General features: G+C 42.4%; 14 protein-coding genes. 8 read left to right on the top strand and 6 right to left on the bottom strand.

The genetic code is table 11. The annotated features are described in order from the left end of the window. The first annotated feature begins 179 nt into the window (after positions 1-179). Genes RMZ41_RS03500 through RMZ41_RS03485 form a run of 4 tightly spaced genes read left to right on the top strand, consistent with a single transcriptional unit; the run spans position 180 to position 3569 of the window. Entirely contained in the window at positions 180-1031 is an 852-nt protein-coding gene (locus tag RMZ41_RS03500) for an ABC transporter ATP-binding protein (RefSeq protein WP_322644233.1), read from the top strand. After that, entirely contained in the window at positions 988-1842 is an 855-nt protein-coding gene (locus tag RMZ41_RS03495) for an ABC transporter permease (RefSeq protein ID WP_322644234.1), read from the top strand. The genes RMZ41_RS03500 and RMZ41_RS03495 overlap by 44 nt, the downstream gene beginning before the upstream one ends. Positions 1843-1861: 19 nt before the next feature. Further along, the gene (locus RMZ41_RS03490; RefSeq protein WP_322644235.1) at positions 1862-2335 is read left to right on the top strand and encodes a MarR family transcriptional regulator; all 474 of its coding nucleotides are present in this window, start codon (positions 1862-1864) and stop codon (positions 2333-2335) included. Beyond that, positions 2301-3569 (top strand): MFS transporter, encoded by a 1269-nt coding sequence (locus tag RMZ41_RS03485; RefSeq protein ID WP_322644236.1) that lies wholly within the window; start codon positions 2301-2303, stop codon positions 3567-3569. Before RMZ41_RS03490 ends, RMZ41_RS03485 begins: the two co-directional genes overlap by 35 nt. A 206-nt stretch (positions 3570-3775) precedes the next feature. Here the strand turns inward: RMZ41_RS03485 and RMZ41_RS03480 are convergent, their stop codons facing one another. Both RMZ41_RS03480 and recN read right to left on the bottom strand, forming a co-directional pair. Beyond that, on the bottom strand, positions 3776-4288 hold the full coding sequence (locus RMZ41_RS03480; protein ID WP_322734403.1) for a hypothetical protein: 513 nt from the start codon (positions 4286-4288) through the stop codon (positions 3776-3778). A 513-nt stretch (positions 4289-4801) separates the two neighbouring features. Then, entirely contained in the window at positions 4802-6550 is a 1749-nt protein-coding gene (recN, locus tag RMZ41_RS03475) for a DNA repair protein RecN (RefSeq protein ID WP_322644386.1), read from the bottom strand. Between the two features lie 320 nt (positions 6551-6870). Here recN and RMZ41_RS03470 point away from each other — a divergent pair, with 320 nt between their 5' ends. Then, positions 6871-8862, top strand: coding sequence for an AarF/ABC1/UbiB kinase family protein (locus RMZ41_RS03470; protein WP_322644238.1), 1992 nt, complete (start codon positions 6871-6873; stop codon positions 8860-8862). A gap of 31 nt (positions 8863-8893) precedes the next feature. Here RMZ41_RS03470 and cysC read toward each other — a convergent pair whose 3' ends face one another. From cysC to RMZ41_RS03455, 3 genes are all read right to left on the bottom strand, one after another. Further along, entirely contained in the window at positions 8894-9448 is a 555-nt protein-coding gene (gene cysC / locus RMZ41_RS03465; protein WP_322644239.1) for an adenylyl-sulfate kinase, read from the bottom strand. 282 nt (positions 9449-9730) lie between these two features. Continuing rightward, the gene (locus RMZ41_RS03460) at positions 9731-10165 is read right to left on the bottom strand and encodes a hypothetical protein (protein ID WP_322644240.1); all 435 of its coding nucleotides are present in this window, start codon (positions 10163-10165) and stop codon (positions 9731-9733) included. 167 nt (positions 10166-10332) lie between these two features. Beyond that, the gene (locus RMZ41_RS03455; RefSeq protein ID WP_322644241.1) at positions 10333-13314 is read right to left on the bottom strand and encodes a valine--tRNA ligase; all 2982 of its coding nucleotides are present in this window, start codon (positions 13312-13314) and stop codon (positions 10333-10335) included. A 57-nt stretch (positions 13315-13371) separates the two neighbouring features. On the opposite strand from RMZ41_RS03455, the gene RMZ41_RS03450 reads away from it, so the two are divergent. From RMZ41_RS03450 to RMZ41_RS03440, 3 genes are read left to right on the top strand one after another with little or no spacing between them, the layout of a single operon-like run. Beyond that, positions 13372-13812: a GxxExxY protein gene (locus RMZ41_RS03450; protein WP_322644242.1), complete on the top strand. Its 441-nt coding sequence runs from the start codon at positions 13372-13374 to the stop codon at positions 13810-13812. Positions 13813-13859: 47 nt separating this feature from the next. Further along, entirely contained in the window at positions 13860-15125 is a 1266-nt protein-coding gene (locus tag RMZ41_RS03445) for an AmpG family muropeptide MFS transporter (RefSeq protein WP_322644243.1), read from the top strand. Positions 15126-15139: 14 nt separating this feature from the next. Next, complete coding sequence (locus tag RMZ41_RS03440) at positions 15140-16096, top strand: N-acetylglucosamine kinase (RefSeq protein ID WP_322644244.1); 957 nt, start codon at positions 15140-15142, stop codon at positions 16094-16096. Between the two features lie 26 nt (positions 16097-16122). Here the strand turns inward: RMZ41_RS03440 and RMZ41_RS03435 are convergent, their stop codons facing one another. Then, entirely contained in the window at positions 16123-16863 is a 741-nt protein-coding gene (locus tag RMZ41_RS03435) for a dienelactone hydrolase family protein (protein WP_322644245.1), read from the bottom strand. Positions 16864-16877 lie beyond the last annotated feature (14 nt).

Here is a 16877-nt window from a genome sequence, read left to right as displayed (position 1 = left end):
GCTTTAATTGCGCCAGCTTACTTACATAAATTGCCCTTACCGGAAAAATCAAGGTTTGGGTTATTTTTTTGCGTAAGTCCTGTCTGATTCAGATTTTTGTACCAAGTCTATTGACTTCAGACGAATATATTGACAAACTAATAGTTAGTTTAACTAATTGATAGAAGTGCATCAAAATTGTGACAATACTGACAGCAAAAATAAATCGATCGCAACCTCCTAGCGAACCAAAACCGCTAATCCTTGAAACTCAGGGACTCACGCGCCGTTTTGGGAAGTTAACGGCAGTTAATAACCTGAGCATATCTGTGGAACAGGGTGAAGTATTTGGATTACTTGGCCCCAATGGTGCAGGGAAAAGTACAGTTCTTAAGATGTTGACAACTTTGCTACCTATCAGTGCAGGGAAAGCAACCTTAGCTGGCTATGACGTGACTCGTCAATCTAATCCTGTGAGACGGGCTATCGGCTATGTACCCCAGGCGCTCTCTGCTGATGGTAGTCTTACGGGTTACGAAAATCTTTTGATTTTCGCCAAGCTGTACGGAATACCAGCCAAAGGACGCGATCGCCGCATTTATGAAATTTTAGAATACATGGGTTTGCAAGATGCGGCGAAACGCTTGGTACGATATTACTCTGGTGGGATGATCCGCAAGCTGGAAATCGGCATATCAATTCTACATCAACCCCAAATTCTGTTTCTTGATGAGCCGACTGTCGGACTAGATCCCATCGCTCGAACTCAAGTATGGCAGCTTGTATTACAACTCTGTGCTGATTACGGCACAACGATATTTTTAACAACCCACTTTTTAGAAGAAGCGGATAACTTATGTAACCGAGTGGCGATTATGCAGCAAGGTGAAGTCGTTACTACAGGTACACCAAGCGACTTAAAAGCTTCTTTAGATAACCCAAATGCAACTTTGGATGATGTCTTTATTCACTATACAGGCGACCAGTTAACATCAGGAGTCAACTACCGTGACACAGCAAGAACCAGACGTACTGCTCAACGGTTGGGTTAAAGCACCACCCACCGTCCGAGTAAATTTGATCTCTGCAATCAAAGAGCTAGTTACAAAAACCCTGGCGATCGCAGAATTAGAAATCCGTAAACTCCGCCACGATCCCACTGATTTAATAGTTCGGGCTGTGCAACCAACTTTATGGCTACTAATTTTTGGGCAAGTTTTCGCCCGGACTCGCGCGATTCCAACAGGAAACTTACCCTATTTAGACTTTATTTCTGCTGGTATTTTGGCTCAGAGTATTCTGTTCGTGGCAATTTTTAGTGGTGGAATGACGCTAATCTGGGAGCGAGATTTAGGCATTGTCCATAAATTTTTAGCTAGTCCTACGCCTCGGGTGGCGATGGTGTTGGGCAAAGGTTTAGCATGTGGGGTACGGTGTTTATCTCAGGTAATATTCATTTACGGATTGGCATTTTTATTAGGTGTCAAACTAAATCTTTATCCTCTAGCTATTCTCCAAGTACTGCTGCTAGTCATACTGGGGGCCGGAACATTTTGTATTTTTTCATTAATTATTGGCTGTTTGGTGAAAAGCCGAGAAAGAATGACGGGTATCGGACAATTGTTAACCATGCCGTTATTTTTTGCGAGCAATGCCATCTATCCGATCTCGTTGATGCCCAGTTGGTTAAAGTTGATTTCCCATTTAAATCCGTTGACTTATCTGGTTGATGGCTTACGTAGCACCATGTTGCTGAATGGCATTAGCATCTATGGCTTTGGTCTGGATTGTACAATTCTCTTATTCACATTAATCATTTTGGCCATCCTTGGTGGAAAACTTTATCCACGGGTGGCCATGTAACTAGGAGAACAACAAGCCCATGACCTTGGATAAACCTAATCAAGGTGCAACTTCCGAAGAATGTGCCGCTAGAGTAATGGAGACAGTTCCATTAGTGATGCGGTTTATCCGAGCGGATATGCGTGCCCACAGTGCCGCTTTTTTATCTATACCTCAATTGCGATCGCTAGCATTTATCAATCGCAATCCTGGTGCTTCATTATCTGACTTAGCAGAGCATTTAGGTGTCACCTCTGCCACGGCATCAGCAACCATAGAACGCTTGGTACAACGCGACTTCGTGAAACGCTGCGCTCATCCTCAAGAGCGGCGGCGGGTGCTGCTCAATTTAACTGAAGATGGAAAACATCATCTCAAGCAATCCCAAGATCAAACTCGCGCTCATATTACCGACCTGTTAAAAGGTCTTTCAGAAGACCAAATTTCCAACATTGAAGAAGGCTTAACTCTACTAAAAAATGTCTTCGAGCAAACGGAACTCAAATCCCCCTAAATCTGAGGTTGTACAGCACGATCCCTTTGCAGCCTTTAAGTTTCGAGACTATCGGTTATTTACCATTGGACGGCTGGTGCTGTTCGTGGGGTCGCAAATGCAAACTGTAGCGATTGGCTGGGAACTCTATGAACGGACTAACTCAGCGATCGCTTTAGGTGGTGTGGGACTGGCGCAAGTCCTACCGATGATTATTCTCACCTTAATTGCCGGAGATGTTGCCGATCGCCGCGATCGCAAAGTGACCATGTTAATGTCGGTCAGCTTACTAGCTCTCTGTTCTTTAGCTTTAGGAGTACTTTCTTATACCAAGGGTGCAGTTTTTCTAATTTACGCCTGCTTAGTATTAACAGGTGTCGCTAGGGCATTCCTCAAACCAGCCAGTGATGCTCTAATGTGGCAATTGATACCTGTTAATGCTTTTACCAATGCAGCCACCTGGAATAGTAGTAGCTTTCAGTTAGCCGCAGTCATCGGCCCAGCCTTCGGGGGATTTGGGATTGCGCTACTAGGAAGTGCTACTGGGGTTTATGTATTAGCTGCGATCGGTGCGTTGTTGTGTTTTCTTTTAACTCTGGCGATTAAAGAGCAAAAAGCTATCCGTACAACTGAGCCAATCTCACTCAAAGCACTTGCTGCTGGCGCTAAATTTGTTTGGCAGAATCAGTTGATTTTAGCAGCGATTACATTAGATATGTTTGCTGTATTGTTGGGTGGTGCGATCGCGCTTCTCCCCATTTTTGCCAAAGATATTTTACACGTGGGGCCAGTAGAGTTGGGATATCTCCAAGCAGCCCATTCCATCGGTGCCTTGACTATGGCTATTACCCTCGCGTATTTACCACCGTTACGCAAAGCAGGCCCAGCCTTATTATGGTCAGTCGTTGGTTTTGGGATTGTCACAATTATCTTTGGACTTTCTCGTTCCTTTTGGCTATCTATGTTAATGCTGATCCTTGGTGGCGCACTAGATAGTATTAGCGTTGTGATTCGCCATACATTAGTTCAAATCAGAACACCCGATCATTTGCGTGGTCGGGTTGCTGCTATTAATAGCGTGTTTATTAGTGCCTCCAATGAATTAGGTGGTTTTGAGTCAGGCTTGACTGCTGCTTTGTTTGGCCCAGTTATTTCTGTTGTCGGTGGTGGGATTGGCACAATTGTAGTAGTAATTGCTACCGCAATGATTTGGCCGGGAATCCGTAAATTAGGAGCTTTGCAGGAATATAAATAGAAATACTTATCTATGCTTTATCTATTTTCCATAGATAATATTTGTCCCACCCCAGCAAGAGATAATAATTATAATCTCATAACTTTTGCATAGGGTGGGATTTTTGTTTAGTGAAAGTTGTATATCCCGTAATTAAAAGGTAGATAAACCCCAACTTTTGAGATCGTATCTAACTTGAATTTGCCCTAAAAGTTATACAATTGGCATTAAACAATCGGGAAACCGCTCCCGCCGATATTACCACCAAAATTTGGGATACCGCCATTAATTGGAATACCATACTTAGCAGGGTCAAAGCTGTCGGCTGTTGGAATACCATACTTAGCAAAGTCGAAGTTGTCAGCTGTTGGTATGCCAAAGCTACCTAAATTAAAGCTGCCTTCAGATGGAATACCATACTTAGCAGGGTCAAAGCTGTCGGCTGTTGGAATACCATATTTAGCAAAGTCGAAGTTGTCAGCTGTTGGTATGCCAAAGCTATCTAAATTAAAGTTGCCTTCAGATGGAATACCATACTTAGCAGGGTCGAAGCTCTCGGCTGTTGGAATACCATATTTAGCAAAGTCGAAGTTGTCAGCTGTTGGAATACCATATTTAGCAAAGTCGAAGTTGTCAGCCGATGGTATGCCAAACGCTCCTCCATCTGCGAACGGGTCGGTAAGACCGCCAGGATTAAGGCTATCAAAAGTGTTAGCTGGAACAAAATTTGTATCAGCCATTAGAGTTAATCCTCCTATTAGGACATAAATTTTGCGTAATCAAGAAAGTAAAATTAAACTTCCTTCGGAATTTTTTTCTTATTTTTTAATTACTAATCTTGAGCTTTACTGGCTTAATTACAGAGTGTTTTTATGAAATTTACCGATAATAAAACCTGTAATTAAGGCTAGTTCTGCAAACAAATATATAAAAATTAACTTATTTTTACAATGAAAAATCTTTATATGCCTATGTCAAATATTTAGATACTCATGTCAAATCTTTAGATATTTTTACTACTAAAATTTGCAGATAAGCTCATTTAAATTGGTATAAATCGCACTTTAAAAATGGGCATCATGAGTAAGAAAGACAGTAATATTAGTGGAAATCATAACTACATATATTTTGAAAAACCACATCTATCGTAGGGGGAGTTCATGAATTTCCCTTACTATTGTCTGCCTTAATACCCAATAACATTTTGTCGTCTACCCTCTCAGCTTCTACTTTTTCACGCGCCATCATAAATATCAAATTTGCTCCCCGCGACGATGGTTAGCAGCTTGTAATAACAGAGATTCAGCAAAAGCGATCGCATCACTTGCAGATTTACCACCAGCTAACTGTGCCAATTCTTCCCGGCGAGTGGTTAAATTGTCCAAGGTAGTAACTCGCACAACAGTACGCTGTTCAGCGTTGCCATTGTTAGCTTTTTTACCTTTCCCTTGATTAATAGTTTGCTTATCCACACGTAAGTGGCGATCGGCCATTGCTGCAACTAAAGGCTGGTGGGTAACACACAATACTTGATTGCGTTGACTTAGCTGGTGTAATTTTTCCGCGATCGCTTGGGCGACTCTTCCCGAAACCCCAACATCAATTTCATCAAAAACCATTGTCCCAGCCGCATCAACCTGAGAAAAACAAGCTTTCAATGCCAGTAAAAAGCGGCTCATTTCCCCGCCAGAAGCAACTTCTGTTAAAGGTTGCAGTGGTTCTCCAGGGTTGGAACTAAACATAAAGGTAATTTTATCTGCTCCCATAGCAGTGGGGAAAGCAGGCATTATCTCAACTAGAAACTTCACCTTTTCCATCGCTAAGGGCTTGAGTTCAGCTATCAAACGTGATTCTAAATTAGCAGCCGCCTTACTCCGTAGTTGAGTTAACTGATTACTGGCTTGGGTAAGTCTTTCAAAACACGCCTTTTCTTGCTGTTCTAGCTTTTCAATAGATTGTTCGCTATCGTTAAGTAAAGCTAATTCCTCTTGGATACGTTGGTAATAAGCGATCGCTTCGGTAATTGTTGGCCCATACTTCCGGCAAATTTGCTTTAATTCCTGAATCCGTTCTTCCACCTCTAACAATCGCTGTGGATCGGCTTCCAAACTATCTCCATAAGCATTAATCTGTCTTCCCACTTCCATTACCGCAGCTTGCGCGTCCCTAACCAATTCCAACAGGTGTTGTAGTTGGTTATCGTACTCCACCATGTCATTTAATATTGCCTCACTGTCTCCCAGTAAATCTGCTGCGGCTAAAGCTTCATGATCGTTTTGATACAAAGCTTGATAAACCTTGTAACTCATCTGTTGTAAATCTACGACATGATTCAGACGTTCTCGTTCTTGTCCCAACTGTTCCAATTCATTAGGTTCGCCCAGATTCGCTGCTCCCAATTCTTGCACTTGATAAGCGAGTAAATCGAGTTGTTGTAATCTTTCCCGTTCCGATGTCCGGCGTTTTTCTAGTGCTAAATGCGCCTGTTGATAAGCGCTGAAATTCGTGGCGACCTTATGGCGTTGCTGCATTAGAGAGTCGCCGCCATATAAATCCAACCAGTCGCGGACTTGGGCAGATTGTCCTACTTGTACCGTTTGACCTTGGGCTGTGATTTCCACCAAGCGATCGCGCATTCCTCCCATAATCTGGCGATTTACCAACACGCCATTCACCCGCGATCGACTGCGAACATTATTACCAGTGGCTGTGATTTCTCGGCTAATGACTACAGAATTTTCATCAAGCAAATCTATTTCTTGTTCGGTCAACCAAGCAGCTAAGGGGGCGTTTGAGGTGAAAGTAGCTTCTACCATCGCCCGACTTGTCCCTGTGCGAATGACTCGACTAGAGACTTTACCGCCCAAAGCGGCATCAATAGCATCCAAAATAATCGATTTTCCAGCGCCGGTTTCACCTGTCAGCACATTTAGTCCCGCGCCAAATTCCAATTCCAGTTGGTCAATTAAGGCAAAGTTTTCAATTCGCAGGCAAAGCAACATCAAGCCAAATTCTCCATAAGGGCAGATGCCGAATACTTCTAATTTACAGGACAATAAGTATGATTTTTCAGCAACTAGCAATACCTAATACTATTGAACTAGTATGCCCGTTTAAGTGTAACAAACCTTTGGGGAATGGGGAGTGGGGAAGAGGCAAGGGAGCAGGGGGCAGGGGGCAGGGAGCAGGGGGATTAGTTTTCCTCTCCGCTCTTTTCAATTCTCAATGCCCAATTCCTTCCCAATGCCCAATTCCCAATTCCCAATTCGTAAAGATATTGTTACAATACTTAATGTGATCGTTCTGACTGGTGGCCTTTTTCATGATTGTTAAGACACTTCCCCCTAGTTCCCGACCGATTCAGGAGGACAGTCACAACGGCACAGATGGCCGAGGTGAACTGGATATTATAGATATAGTGCCAGAAGAAAATGGTACACCAAACTTAGTTGTGCGCTCGCCAGGACTATTAGCAGCCCAAAAGGTAAGGACAACAGCCAAACCTGAGACGCTTTACGATCCTGTGAGTATAGCGGCTCATTACCAAAATAGACCCTTGCAAGTTTTACGGCGAATTTTCGCTGTGTTGGGGCCGACTTTATCTTTTGTTTTTGGGTTGTGGTCGGATAGTAAACGGGGAATTGTCGTCAAAAATGACCGCCGCCGAGCCACTCAGCTACGAGTATTGCTGACCAAACTGGGGCCTGCTTACATCAAAATTGGACAAGCTTTGTCCACCAGACCAGATTTAGTTCCTACCGTCTACTTAGAAGAATTAACTAAACTACAAGACCAATTACCACCTTTTCCCAACGAACTTGCTTACCAGTTTATCCAGGAAGAACTAGGCGCACCTCCAGAAGAAGTTTATGCCGAACTCTCAGCCCAGCCAATTGCTGCGGCTTCCTTGGGACAAGTCTATAAAGGTAAGCTAAAAACAGGTGAAGAAGTCGCCGTAAAAGTCCAACGCCCCGACTTAAGAGAACGAATCGCTATTGACTTGTATCTCTTACGCAATATCGCCACTTTGGTGCAGAAAAAAGTCAAACGGGTAAGAAGTGACTTAGTTGGGATTCTTGATGAATTAGGCGATCGCATCTTTGAAGAGATGGACTATATTCATGAAGGTGAAAATGCTGAAAGATTTTTTGAATTATACGGTCATATAAAAGACGTTTACGTACCGAAAATTTACTGGGAATATACCAATCGTCGTGTCTTGACGATGGAATGGATTGACGGTATTAAATTAACCCAGACAGCAGAAATTAGCGCCCAAGGCATAGATGCTCGTTATTTAATTGAAGTCGGTGTCCAGTGTTCCTTGCGCCAGTTACTAGAACATGGATTTTTCCACGCCGATCCCCATCCTGGTAATTTACTAGCAACACCAGATGGCAAATTAGCTTATCTTGACTTCGGAATGATGAGCGAGATTAAGCCACCACAGCGTTATGGTTTAATTGAAGCGATCGTCCACGTCGTCAACCGGGACTTTGAAGGGTTAGCAAAAGACTACGTTAAATTAGACTTCTTATCGCCAGAAACCGATTTAACACCGATTATCCCAGCTTTTGCCAGAGTCTTTGCTGATGCCCAAGGAGCCAGCGTTGCTGACCTTAATATTAAAAGCATCACCGATGAACTATCGGCTTTGATGTATGAGTATCCTTTCCGCGTACCGCCTTACTACGCCTTAATTATTCGTTCCCTCGTTACCCTCGAAGGGATTGCAATATTTATAGATCCCAACTTTAAAGTCCTCAGCGAAGCTTATCCTTACGTTTCCAAACGCCTGTTAACAGACCAAGCACCGCAATTAAGAGCGTCATTGCAAGATTTACTATTTAAAGATGGTAGATTTCGCTGGAATCGCTTAGAAAACTTGTTAAAAAATGCGCGTAATAGTCAAGACTATGACTTCAACTTAGTACTGAATCAGGGGATAGAATTTCTATCATCTGAACGCGGTGCTTTTATTCGTGACAAGCTAGTAGATGAATCTGTTAACGGACTCGATGCTTTAGGTAAAAATGTTTTGCATAACTTTACCTCTTTGTTGCGCGAACGTGTTGGCTTGACAGCAGTTAATGAAACTCCAGCAGCGACAGTTGAGCAACAACAAACTTTAGAGCATATCAAACGTATATTAGGTATTCTCCAAGAAACACGAGGCTTTGACCCAGTGCAATTTGCTCCCCAAGTTGCCCAGTTGTTGGTAAATTCAGATGTACAACGCTTAGGTCAACAAATTGCCAGTCGCTTCACGCAAAAAGCTGTAGCTAGATTGATTCGGCAATTATTGGCATCTTAATAAGAGTTATGAGTTAAAGAAAGTTTTTAACTCATAACTCATTCACATTAGGAACTATGTAACCCAACTCTTCCAGCTTTTCTAAAACCTTGCTTGCACTTTGGACAACGCTTTCTTGGTTAGTCTTACATTCGACTTCAGGACAAAGTGGTATTTCATAAGGATCGTCAATACCAGTGAAGTGCTTAATCTCCCCGGATCTGGCTTTTTTATATAACCCTTTTACGTCTCGCTGTTCACAAACTTCTAATGATGCATTGACGTAAACTTCAACAAAACATGGAATATTTTGGCGTACTTCTTCCCGAATTTCGCGGTAAGGTGAAATGGCCGAAACTAATACGATTAGATTATTTCTGGCAAGAAGATGAGCCACAAATCCAATGCGCCGAATATTTTCTTCTCGATCTTCTTTACTGAAACCTAACCCTTTGCACAGATTTTGACGTACCGCATCACCATCTAGAACTTCAACACTGTATCCCTGTATCCGTAGTTCCTTCTCCACGAATTGACAGATAGTAGTTTTTCCTGCACCACTTAGACCGGTGAACCACACTGTCACACCACGCTGTTGTCGTCTCATCCTACCTCCACATTACACTTAAAATCACACACCCAAAAAAAGCTTTTTTGAGATAATTTATAGATAAAATAGTAATTTTATTTCAATACCTTCGCCAAAAATAAAGGTAGTCTAATTTTTATCAAATAACCTAACACAAGAGCTTGCAGTACTTTTTAAGCAAAATGTATAGCAACAGTCAAGGTGCTTAGGACATCAACAGATGATGAAACTTAGACACAAAAGGACTTTTCACCCAGTCCCCAGTCCCCAGTCCCCAGTCCCCAGTCCCTTGCTATACTTTTAACTTTCCTCTTGGGGACAATCGTTTTTCTCACGTTTGAGGCTTTCTTCTAAGGCTTGAATTTGTTCACGACGAGCTTCCAATTCTAAGGAACGTCGCGCTAAGTCTTGATTTTGTAACGTCAGGGATTGTCGCCAATGTTCTGCTCGCTCGGCTTCGTGCTGCAAAAATTCTGGGGTAATGCCGATAGTAAGGTAGTTTTCTACTAAATGGAGTACCCAGTTGGTAGCATCTTCTATTCTTTCAATGTCGCCTGTAGGAGAAAGTTCTACTAAAACAAGCAAGTTCTCACTAATGATTTTTGCCTTTCCTAATAGAATGAAAGCCTCTTCTGGAATTATCGCCCATAAGTTATCAGCTTCTTGACGCGCTAATAAGCGTAACTGGTGCTGGTCTAAAAAATCGTTTTTACGCACCTGGGCTAGATATAGCATGAGGGTCGCTTCGCTCCAATTAAAAATTAAAAATTAAAAAATTAAAAAATTTTAATAAAATAATAAGTCCTAGAATTGAGATTTGGATCTTGTTAATTGGTAATGGGTAATTGTGAATTAATAATCGCATTACCCATTACAGTTATCCTAAGTCATACAGGCGATCGCTACGACAACCCCTTCAGACGCTCGCGCAAAATTTCAGCTTGCTTCTGTGCTTCTGCTAAGGCATCACGCGCCCCCTGTACCACGTCAGCCCTAGCTCTATCTACGAAACTAGGATTGTTTAATCTGGTACTCAGGGACTGAACTTCGGCTTCAGCTTTACTCAAGCTTTTTTCTAGCTTGGCACGGACAGCTTCAATATCTACCACACCGCTTAGAGGAATTAGCACCTGTATTGTACCAATTACACCTGCAATCGCATTTTCTGGTTCTTGTGGTTGTTCTAATTCTCTCTGCGGGAAAAAGCGTCCCCATAAGCTTTGTCTCGCTTGGGCAGTGAGTAAATTTTGGCTAACAAACCAAGCTGTGTAACCAAAACCAACCATTTCAAAGAAAGTTCCGACGATGGGAATGTCATCAATGGCATTTCCCGCAGCTAAACCCAATCTCCCAAAGACAATGGCTACAATAATTAAACCAATTGTCTTCAAACCCCTTTGAGGTTTTTTAGCAGTCGTTTGGCTTTTTTCCTTGTCAGCAATGGTTAAAGTCTCAACCTTAGCCAAATCTTTAATATAAGATTGTCCAGCAGTGAGAATTACCCGCTCCTTTTCGCTTTCAGTTTGCAAATTTGCTGTTACTTTCACCCCTGGTTTAATATCTGCTTCAGCCCGCAAATTCCGAATTGTGCGGATAGTAGCAATTAGCAATTCAAACTGTTCTTCTAAGTCTAAATCAATTAAATTTGCATCTATCTGAGGATATAGTTGCAATGGTAAAGTTTGCGGTGAATCTGCTGGTTGTTGGGTGAGAGTTTGCCAAATTTCTTCGGTAATATGAGGCATAAAGGGATGAAGCAGTTTTAAAATTCCTTCCAGCACATAGCCAAGGGTTTGCTGTGCTACACGCCGCGATGCTGGATCGGCATCTGCTTGCAATCTGGATTTCGCTAGTTCAATATACTGATCGCAGAAATCACCCCAAATAAACTCGTAGAGTCCTTTTGCTGCTTCGCCTAAACCATAATTATCGATGTAATTCGTGGTTTGTTTAATAACTTGATGATACCGCGAGATAATCCAGCGATCGCTCAATTCGGTAGCGACTGGATTCCCTAATTGTTGCGGTGTCTGTCCATCCAAATTCATCATCACAAAGCGGGCAGCGTTCCACAACTTATTTGCAAAGTTGCGAGATGCCTCCACCGATGCCGATTCCTGTTTTCCGCGATTATACTCCAAGCGGATATCTTGTCCAGCGCCAGCCACTTCCCTAATTAGGGTATAGCGCAGGGCATCAGTACCATATTTGTCAATTAATAACAATGGGTCAATGCCATTACCTTTGGTCTTTGACATCTTCTGGCCTTTTTCATCCAGCACTAAGCCGTGGATGTAAACTGTTTGGAAAGGCATTTGCTGCGTAAAATGCCCAGCCATCATGGTCATTCTGGCTACCCAGAAAAAGATGATATCAAAGCCTGTTACCAAAGTGGTAGTCGGGTAGTAAGTTGCTAAATCTTGAGTTTGTTCCGGCCAGCCTAAAGTAGAAAATGGCCAAAGTCCAGAAGAAAACCAAGTATCCAGCACATCTGGATCTTGTTCTAACTTGACATTTTCGCCAAATTGTGATTTAGCTTTCTCCCAAGCTTCAGTTTCCGATTTTGCGACTACAAACGGCGTGTTATCGGTAATTTGCCCATCCGTTTCACTGACAGCGTACCAAGCAGGAATTTGGTGTCCCCACCATAATTGGCGAGAGATACACCAATCAGTGAGTTTTACTAGCCAATCACGATAAACCTTTGTCCAGCGTTGGGGGACAAACTCTGGAGAAGTTTGCTGGTCGAGGAATTCGAGAGTGTTGTCAGCTAAGGGGCGAATTTTGACGAACCACTGAGTCGAGAGGAGGGGTTCAATAGGTACTTTACCGCGATCGCTGTAGGGAACGGTATGTTTATAATCTTCTATCTTCACCAAAAAGCCATCTGCTTCTAGGCGAGAAACCACATTTTTTCTAGCAACAAAGCGGTCTTGTCCTTGAAACTCCCCGGCGTTAGCGTTGAGAGTGCCGTCTTTGTTCATAATGTTGATTAACGGCAGATTGTGACGCTTACCCATGTCAAAATCGTTCGGGTCATGGGCGGGAGTTATCTTCACGCAACCCGTGCCGAAAGTGGGATCAACATATTCATCGCCAATTATCGGAATTTCTCGTTGTAGAATTGGCAGAGTTAGAGTTTTACCAATGAGATGTTTGTAGCGATCGTCATTGGGATTAACTGCTACTGCTGTATCGCCCAGCATCGTTTCTGGTCGAGTTGTCGCCACCTCCACAAAACCGGAACCATCGGTGAAGGGATAGCGGAAGTGCCAGAGATTTCCATTCACCTCTTGATTTTCTACTTCCACATCAGACACAGCCGACTGAGAAGCTGGACACCAATTAACTAAATATTCACCACGATAAATTAAGCCTTCCTCGTAAAGGCGAGTAAACGCCTCCACAACAGCTTTAGATAAACCCTCATCCAGGGTAAACCTTTCCCGTGACCAGTCCACCGAGACACCCAAGCGTCGTAGCTGATTCAGAATAGTTCCCTCAGACTCCGCCTTCCATTGCCAAGCGCGTTCTAAGAACTTCTCGCGCCCCAATTCGTAGCGAGTCTTACCCTCTTTTTTGAGTTGCTTTTCCAGCATACTATGCACCGCGATGCTGGCGTGGTCAGTTCCGGGTAGCCATAGGGTATTGCGTCCCTGCATCCGGTGGTAGCGCACGAGGGTATCAATCAACGCACTTTCAAATGCGTGACCCATGTGTAAGCTGCCAGTGACATTTGGGGGGGGAATGACGATGCAGTAGGGTTCGCCGCCTTTGTTGGGGTCAGCTTTGTAAACTTGGTTGTCTTCCCAGAATTTTTGCCACTTGACTTCGGTGGAAAAGGGGTCGTAGAGACTGGGGAGATTGGGAATGGTTGCGGTCATGCTGGGAAAACTAAGGAAGGACTTTTATAAATTTTGCCATAGGGTTGGAGGGGGATTATGGAAACGAACCGCGAAGGCGCGAAGTACGCGAAGGAAGAAGAAAGAAGAATGAGGCAGCTCGGTGATGAGCCGGAGAAGCTAGCGTATGCTGTGATTGGCGCAGCGATTGAGGTACATAGAATGTTGGGGCCAGGATTTTTGGAGGAGGTGTATCACAAGGCGCTAAAACTGGAATTTATAATGCGTGGGATACCTCATAAATCTAAACATCCAGTAGCAGTGGAATATAAAGGGCATCCCGTTGGCGAGGGACAATTAGATTTTCTAGTTGGCGATGTTGTAGTTGTTGAATTAAAAGCCGTTCAAAACCTAGCTCCCATCCACGAAGCTCAAGTCCTCTCGTACCTCAAAATGACCAAACATCCCCTTGGACTTCTGATCAACTTTAACGTCCCTGTTCTTAAACAAGGCATCAAACGCATTATCCTCTCTTCTTAACTCTTCCTTCGCGTACTTCGCGCCTTCGCGGTTCGTTCCCTCAACCTATGAAACACCAAACAACCTCCCCTTGGACATTCATCCCCACCCTATATTTCACCTCCGGCATACCTTACATCATCATCAACACAGTTTCCGTAATCTTTTACAAAAAACTCGGAATCGATAACGCCCAAATTGCCCTTTGGACAAGCTTCCTCTATCTACCTTGGGTCATCAAAATGTTTTGGGCCCCAATTATTGATATTTACTCTACCAAACGCAAATGGATACTCTATACCCAATTTGCCATGTTTTGCTGCTTAGGCTTAATAGCCTTCTCTTTACAACTGCCAAATTTCTTTTTCATCTCCCTTGCAGCATTAACAATAGGAGCATTTATTTCTGCAACTTATGACATTGCCACAGATGGCTTCTACCTCCTCGCTTTATCTCCAGAACAACAAGCGTTTTTTGTAGGCATTCGTTCGCTTTGTTATAGACTTGCAGTAATCTTTGGCTCTGGGATATTAGTAGTCTTAGCAGGACAACTTGAAGTCTCTCTCAATAATATTCCTCTAAGCTGGACTATTGCTATTGGCTTATCAGCTTTAATTTTAGCAATCCTGTTTATTTATCATCGCATCATTTTACCATTACCTGAATCAGATAACCAACAACAAATACAAGCTAGAGAAAATATACCCTTTTGGTCAATTATTAGCTCATATTTTGCTCAAGATAAAATTATCAGTATTTTAGCCTTTATCTTGCTCTACAGATTTGGCGAAGCAATGCTTGTCAAAATAGCCTCTTTATTTTTATTGGATAAACCAGAAGTAGGGGGTTTAGGGCTATCAACATCAGATGTTGGGTTAGTCTACGGGACATTTGGGGTTATATCCCTGATTTGTGGAGGAATTTTAGGAGGTTTGCTAATTTCTAAATATGGATTAAAAAAATGTCTTTTTCCTATGGCTTTAGCATTAAACTTGCCTGATATATTTTATGTATATATGGCTTACACTAAACCTTCCCTAACATTAATATATCCCTTGGTTTCGTTGGAGCAATTTGGTTATGGTTTTGGATTTACAGCTTTTAGTGTTTACTTAATGTATATTTGCCAAGGTGAATATAAAACTTCTCATTTTGCTATCTCCACAGGCATTATGGCTTTAGGAATGATGTTACCAGGTTTAATTAGCGGTTATCTGCAAAAAGCACTTGGTTATCCATTATTTTTTGTCTTGGTTTGTTTGCTTACTATTCCTGGAATGATTGCTATCTTTTTTATACCTTTAAAAGAAGAACCGAAGCGTCAAAATAATTAATATTATTACCAATCATGAGTTATGTTTTGGGAATAGATGGCGGTGGTAGCAAGACTGTTTGTGTCTTGATGAATGATTTGCATCTAGTGCTAGGTCGTGCTGAAGCAGGCCCATCTAATTATCAGAGTATAGGTATCGAAGCTACTCTACAATCTATTCAATCTGCAATTAAAAATGCGGTTGAGGCAGCAAGAATTACAAATTTTGTGAATATTGATGCGATATGTTTGGGTTTAGCGGGTGTAGGTCGTGCAGCAGATATCGAATTAGTAAAAGATTTAGTTAAAGAATTACAGAATAGCAAATTGCCTATTGTCTGGGCATTGCAATCAGCGAATATTGTAATTTGTAACGATGCTTTGATTGCTTTAGTTGGTGGAATTGGTCAGGCTGTAGGAATTGTAGTTGCAGCAGGTACTGGTTCGATAGTTTTCGGACGAAATCATGAAGGACATACTAAACGAGTCGGTGGTTGGGGGTATATTTTAGGAGATGAAGGTAGCGCTTATAAAATTGCGATCGCAGGCATGGACGCAGCATTAAAATCTTATGATGGACGGGAAATATCAACGAGTTTGATAGAGGGTTTCAAACAGCATCTTGATTTGGAAAGTATAGAAGATTTAATAGAAGTAATATATCGGCGAGAATGGGGAGTTAAACAGATAGCAGCTTTAGCACCAGTTGTAGATGTTGCAGCAGCGTCAGGTGATATAGTAGCGAATATGATAATTGATGATGCTGTAAAAGAGTTAGTAAAAGCTACATCTACAGTAATTGATGCAATTTTTACTGCCGACTCAATTTTAGAAGTAGTCACAACGGGAAGTGTATGGCGCGGTAGATGCAAGATCCATGAAAGATTTGCAGCATCTCTTGTTAAGAAATTTCCTAATGTAAAGGTGATTTTTCCGAGGTATGAACCTGCTTATGGTGCTGGTTTGTTAGCGTTGCAGACAACTCAAAATTGACGCGAAGAAAGTAATAATAGGAGTTTTCAGTTTGCAAATATGCGCCCCAAAAAAGTTACTATTTCAGACCAAGCTGCGGTGCTAGCACTAGAATCATAACGATAACCGTCGTCGCGCATGAATGTATGTTCTGCTTCATACAAGAAAACTTGATGAGGTATGTTAGCATTTTCAATTGCTTTGATTATGGTTTGGCGATCGCTCTCTGGTATATGAGGATCAAGAGTACCGAACACCATTAGTATCTCACCTTTGATTTCACTTACCCTCTGGATTGTATCGGCTACCTCTTTACCCAGTTTACCACTGGGAATCCCAGTAGGATAACAGCAGACACAAGCCCGAATTTCGTTTTGAAATGCTGCGCGGAAAGCTAAATGTCCACCAATACAAAAGCCGAGAGTACCTATTTGATTTGGAGAAACCGCACTCTCTGTTTTCAGAAATTCAATCACAGCAAGGCAATCGGCATCATAATCGGCTACCGAGGTTCGACGCGCATCGTCATTACCCCGCATCCGTCCCAGATCGTCTGGCTCAATTACTAAACCAACTGGCTCAATTCGGTGAAAAATTTCTGGCGCTGCTACTACATAACCGTATCCTGCTAAGTAGTTAACTAGACGAATCATTGCATCACCTAACTGATAAATATCACTGTAGAAGACAATACCAGGGTATTTTCCTGCTGCTTTGGGAGCCGCTACATAAACACGCATTAAGCTGCCATCTACTCTTAACTCAACATTGCGCTTAGTGATTTGCACTTGTTTGTCTCCGT

It is taken from the genome of Nostoc sp. DedVER02, assembly GCF_034530675.2.
GTDB lineage: Bacteria > Cyanobacteriota > Cyanobacteriia > Cyanobacteriales > Nostocaceae > Nostoc.
Note: the sequence above shows the minus strand (reverse complement) of the source record. Positions and strands in the feature narration are given on the sequence as shown.

What these genes read in the sequence shown, in the direction of transcription:
- RMZ41_RS03455 (WP_322644241.1), bottom strand. Translation starts at nt 13,314, where the DNA reads ATGACCGCAACCATTCCCAATCTCCCCAGTCTCTACGACCCCTTTTCC.
- recN (WP_322644386.1), bottom strand. Translation starts at nt 6,550, where the DNA reads ATGTTGCTTTGCCTGCGAATTGAAAACTTTGCCTTAATTGACCAACTG.
- RMZ41_RS03470 (WP_322644238.1), top strand. Translation starts at nt 6,871, where the DNA reads ATGATTGTTAAGACACTTCCCCCTAGTTCCCGACCGATTCAGGAGGAC.
- RMZ41_RS03485 (WP_322644236.1), top strand. Translation starts at nt 2,301, where the DNA reads ATGTCTTCGAGCAAACGGAACTCAAATCCCCCTAAATCTGAGGTTGTA.
- RMZ41_RS03490 (WP_322644235.1), top strand. Translation starts at nt 1,862, where the DNA reads ATGACCTTGGATAAACCTAATCAAGGTGCAACTTCCGAAGAATGTGCC.
- cysC (WP_322644239.1), bottom strand. Translation starts at nt 9,448, where the DNA reads ATGAGACGACAACAGCGTGGTGTGACAGTGTGGTTCACCGGTCTAAGT.
- RMZ41_RS03460 (WP_322644240.1), bottom strand. Translation starts at nt 10,165, where the DNA reads ATGCTATATCTAGCCCAGGTGCGTAAAAACGATTTTTTAGACCAGCAC.
- RMZ41_RS03445 (WP_322644243.1), top strand. Translation starts at nt 13,860, where the DNA reads ATGAAACACCAAACAACCTCCCCTTGGACATTCATCCCCACCCTATAT.
- RMZ41_RS03450 (WP_322644242.1), top strand. Translation starts at nt 13,372, where the DNA reads ATGGAAACGAACCGCGAAGGCGCGAAGTACGCGAAGGAAGAAGAAAGA.
- RMZ41_RS03440 (WP_322644244.1), top strand. Translation starts at nt 15,140, where the DNA reads ATGAGTTATGTTTTGGGAATAGATGGCGGTGGTAGCAAGACTGTTTGT.
- RMZ41_RS03480 (WP_322734403.1), bottom strand. Translation starts at nt 4,288, where the DNA reads ATGGCTGATACAAATTTTGTTCCAGCTAACACTTTTGATAGCCTTAAT.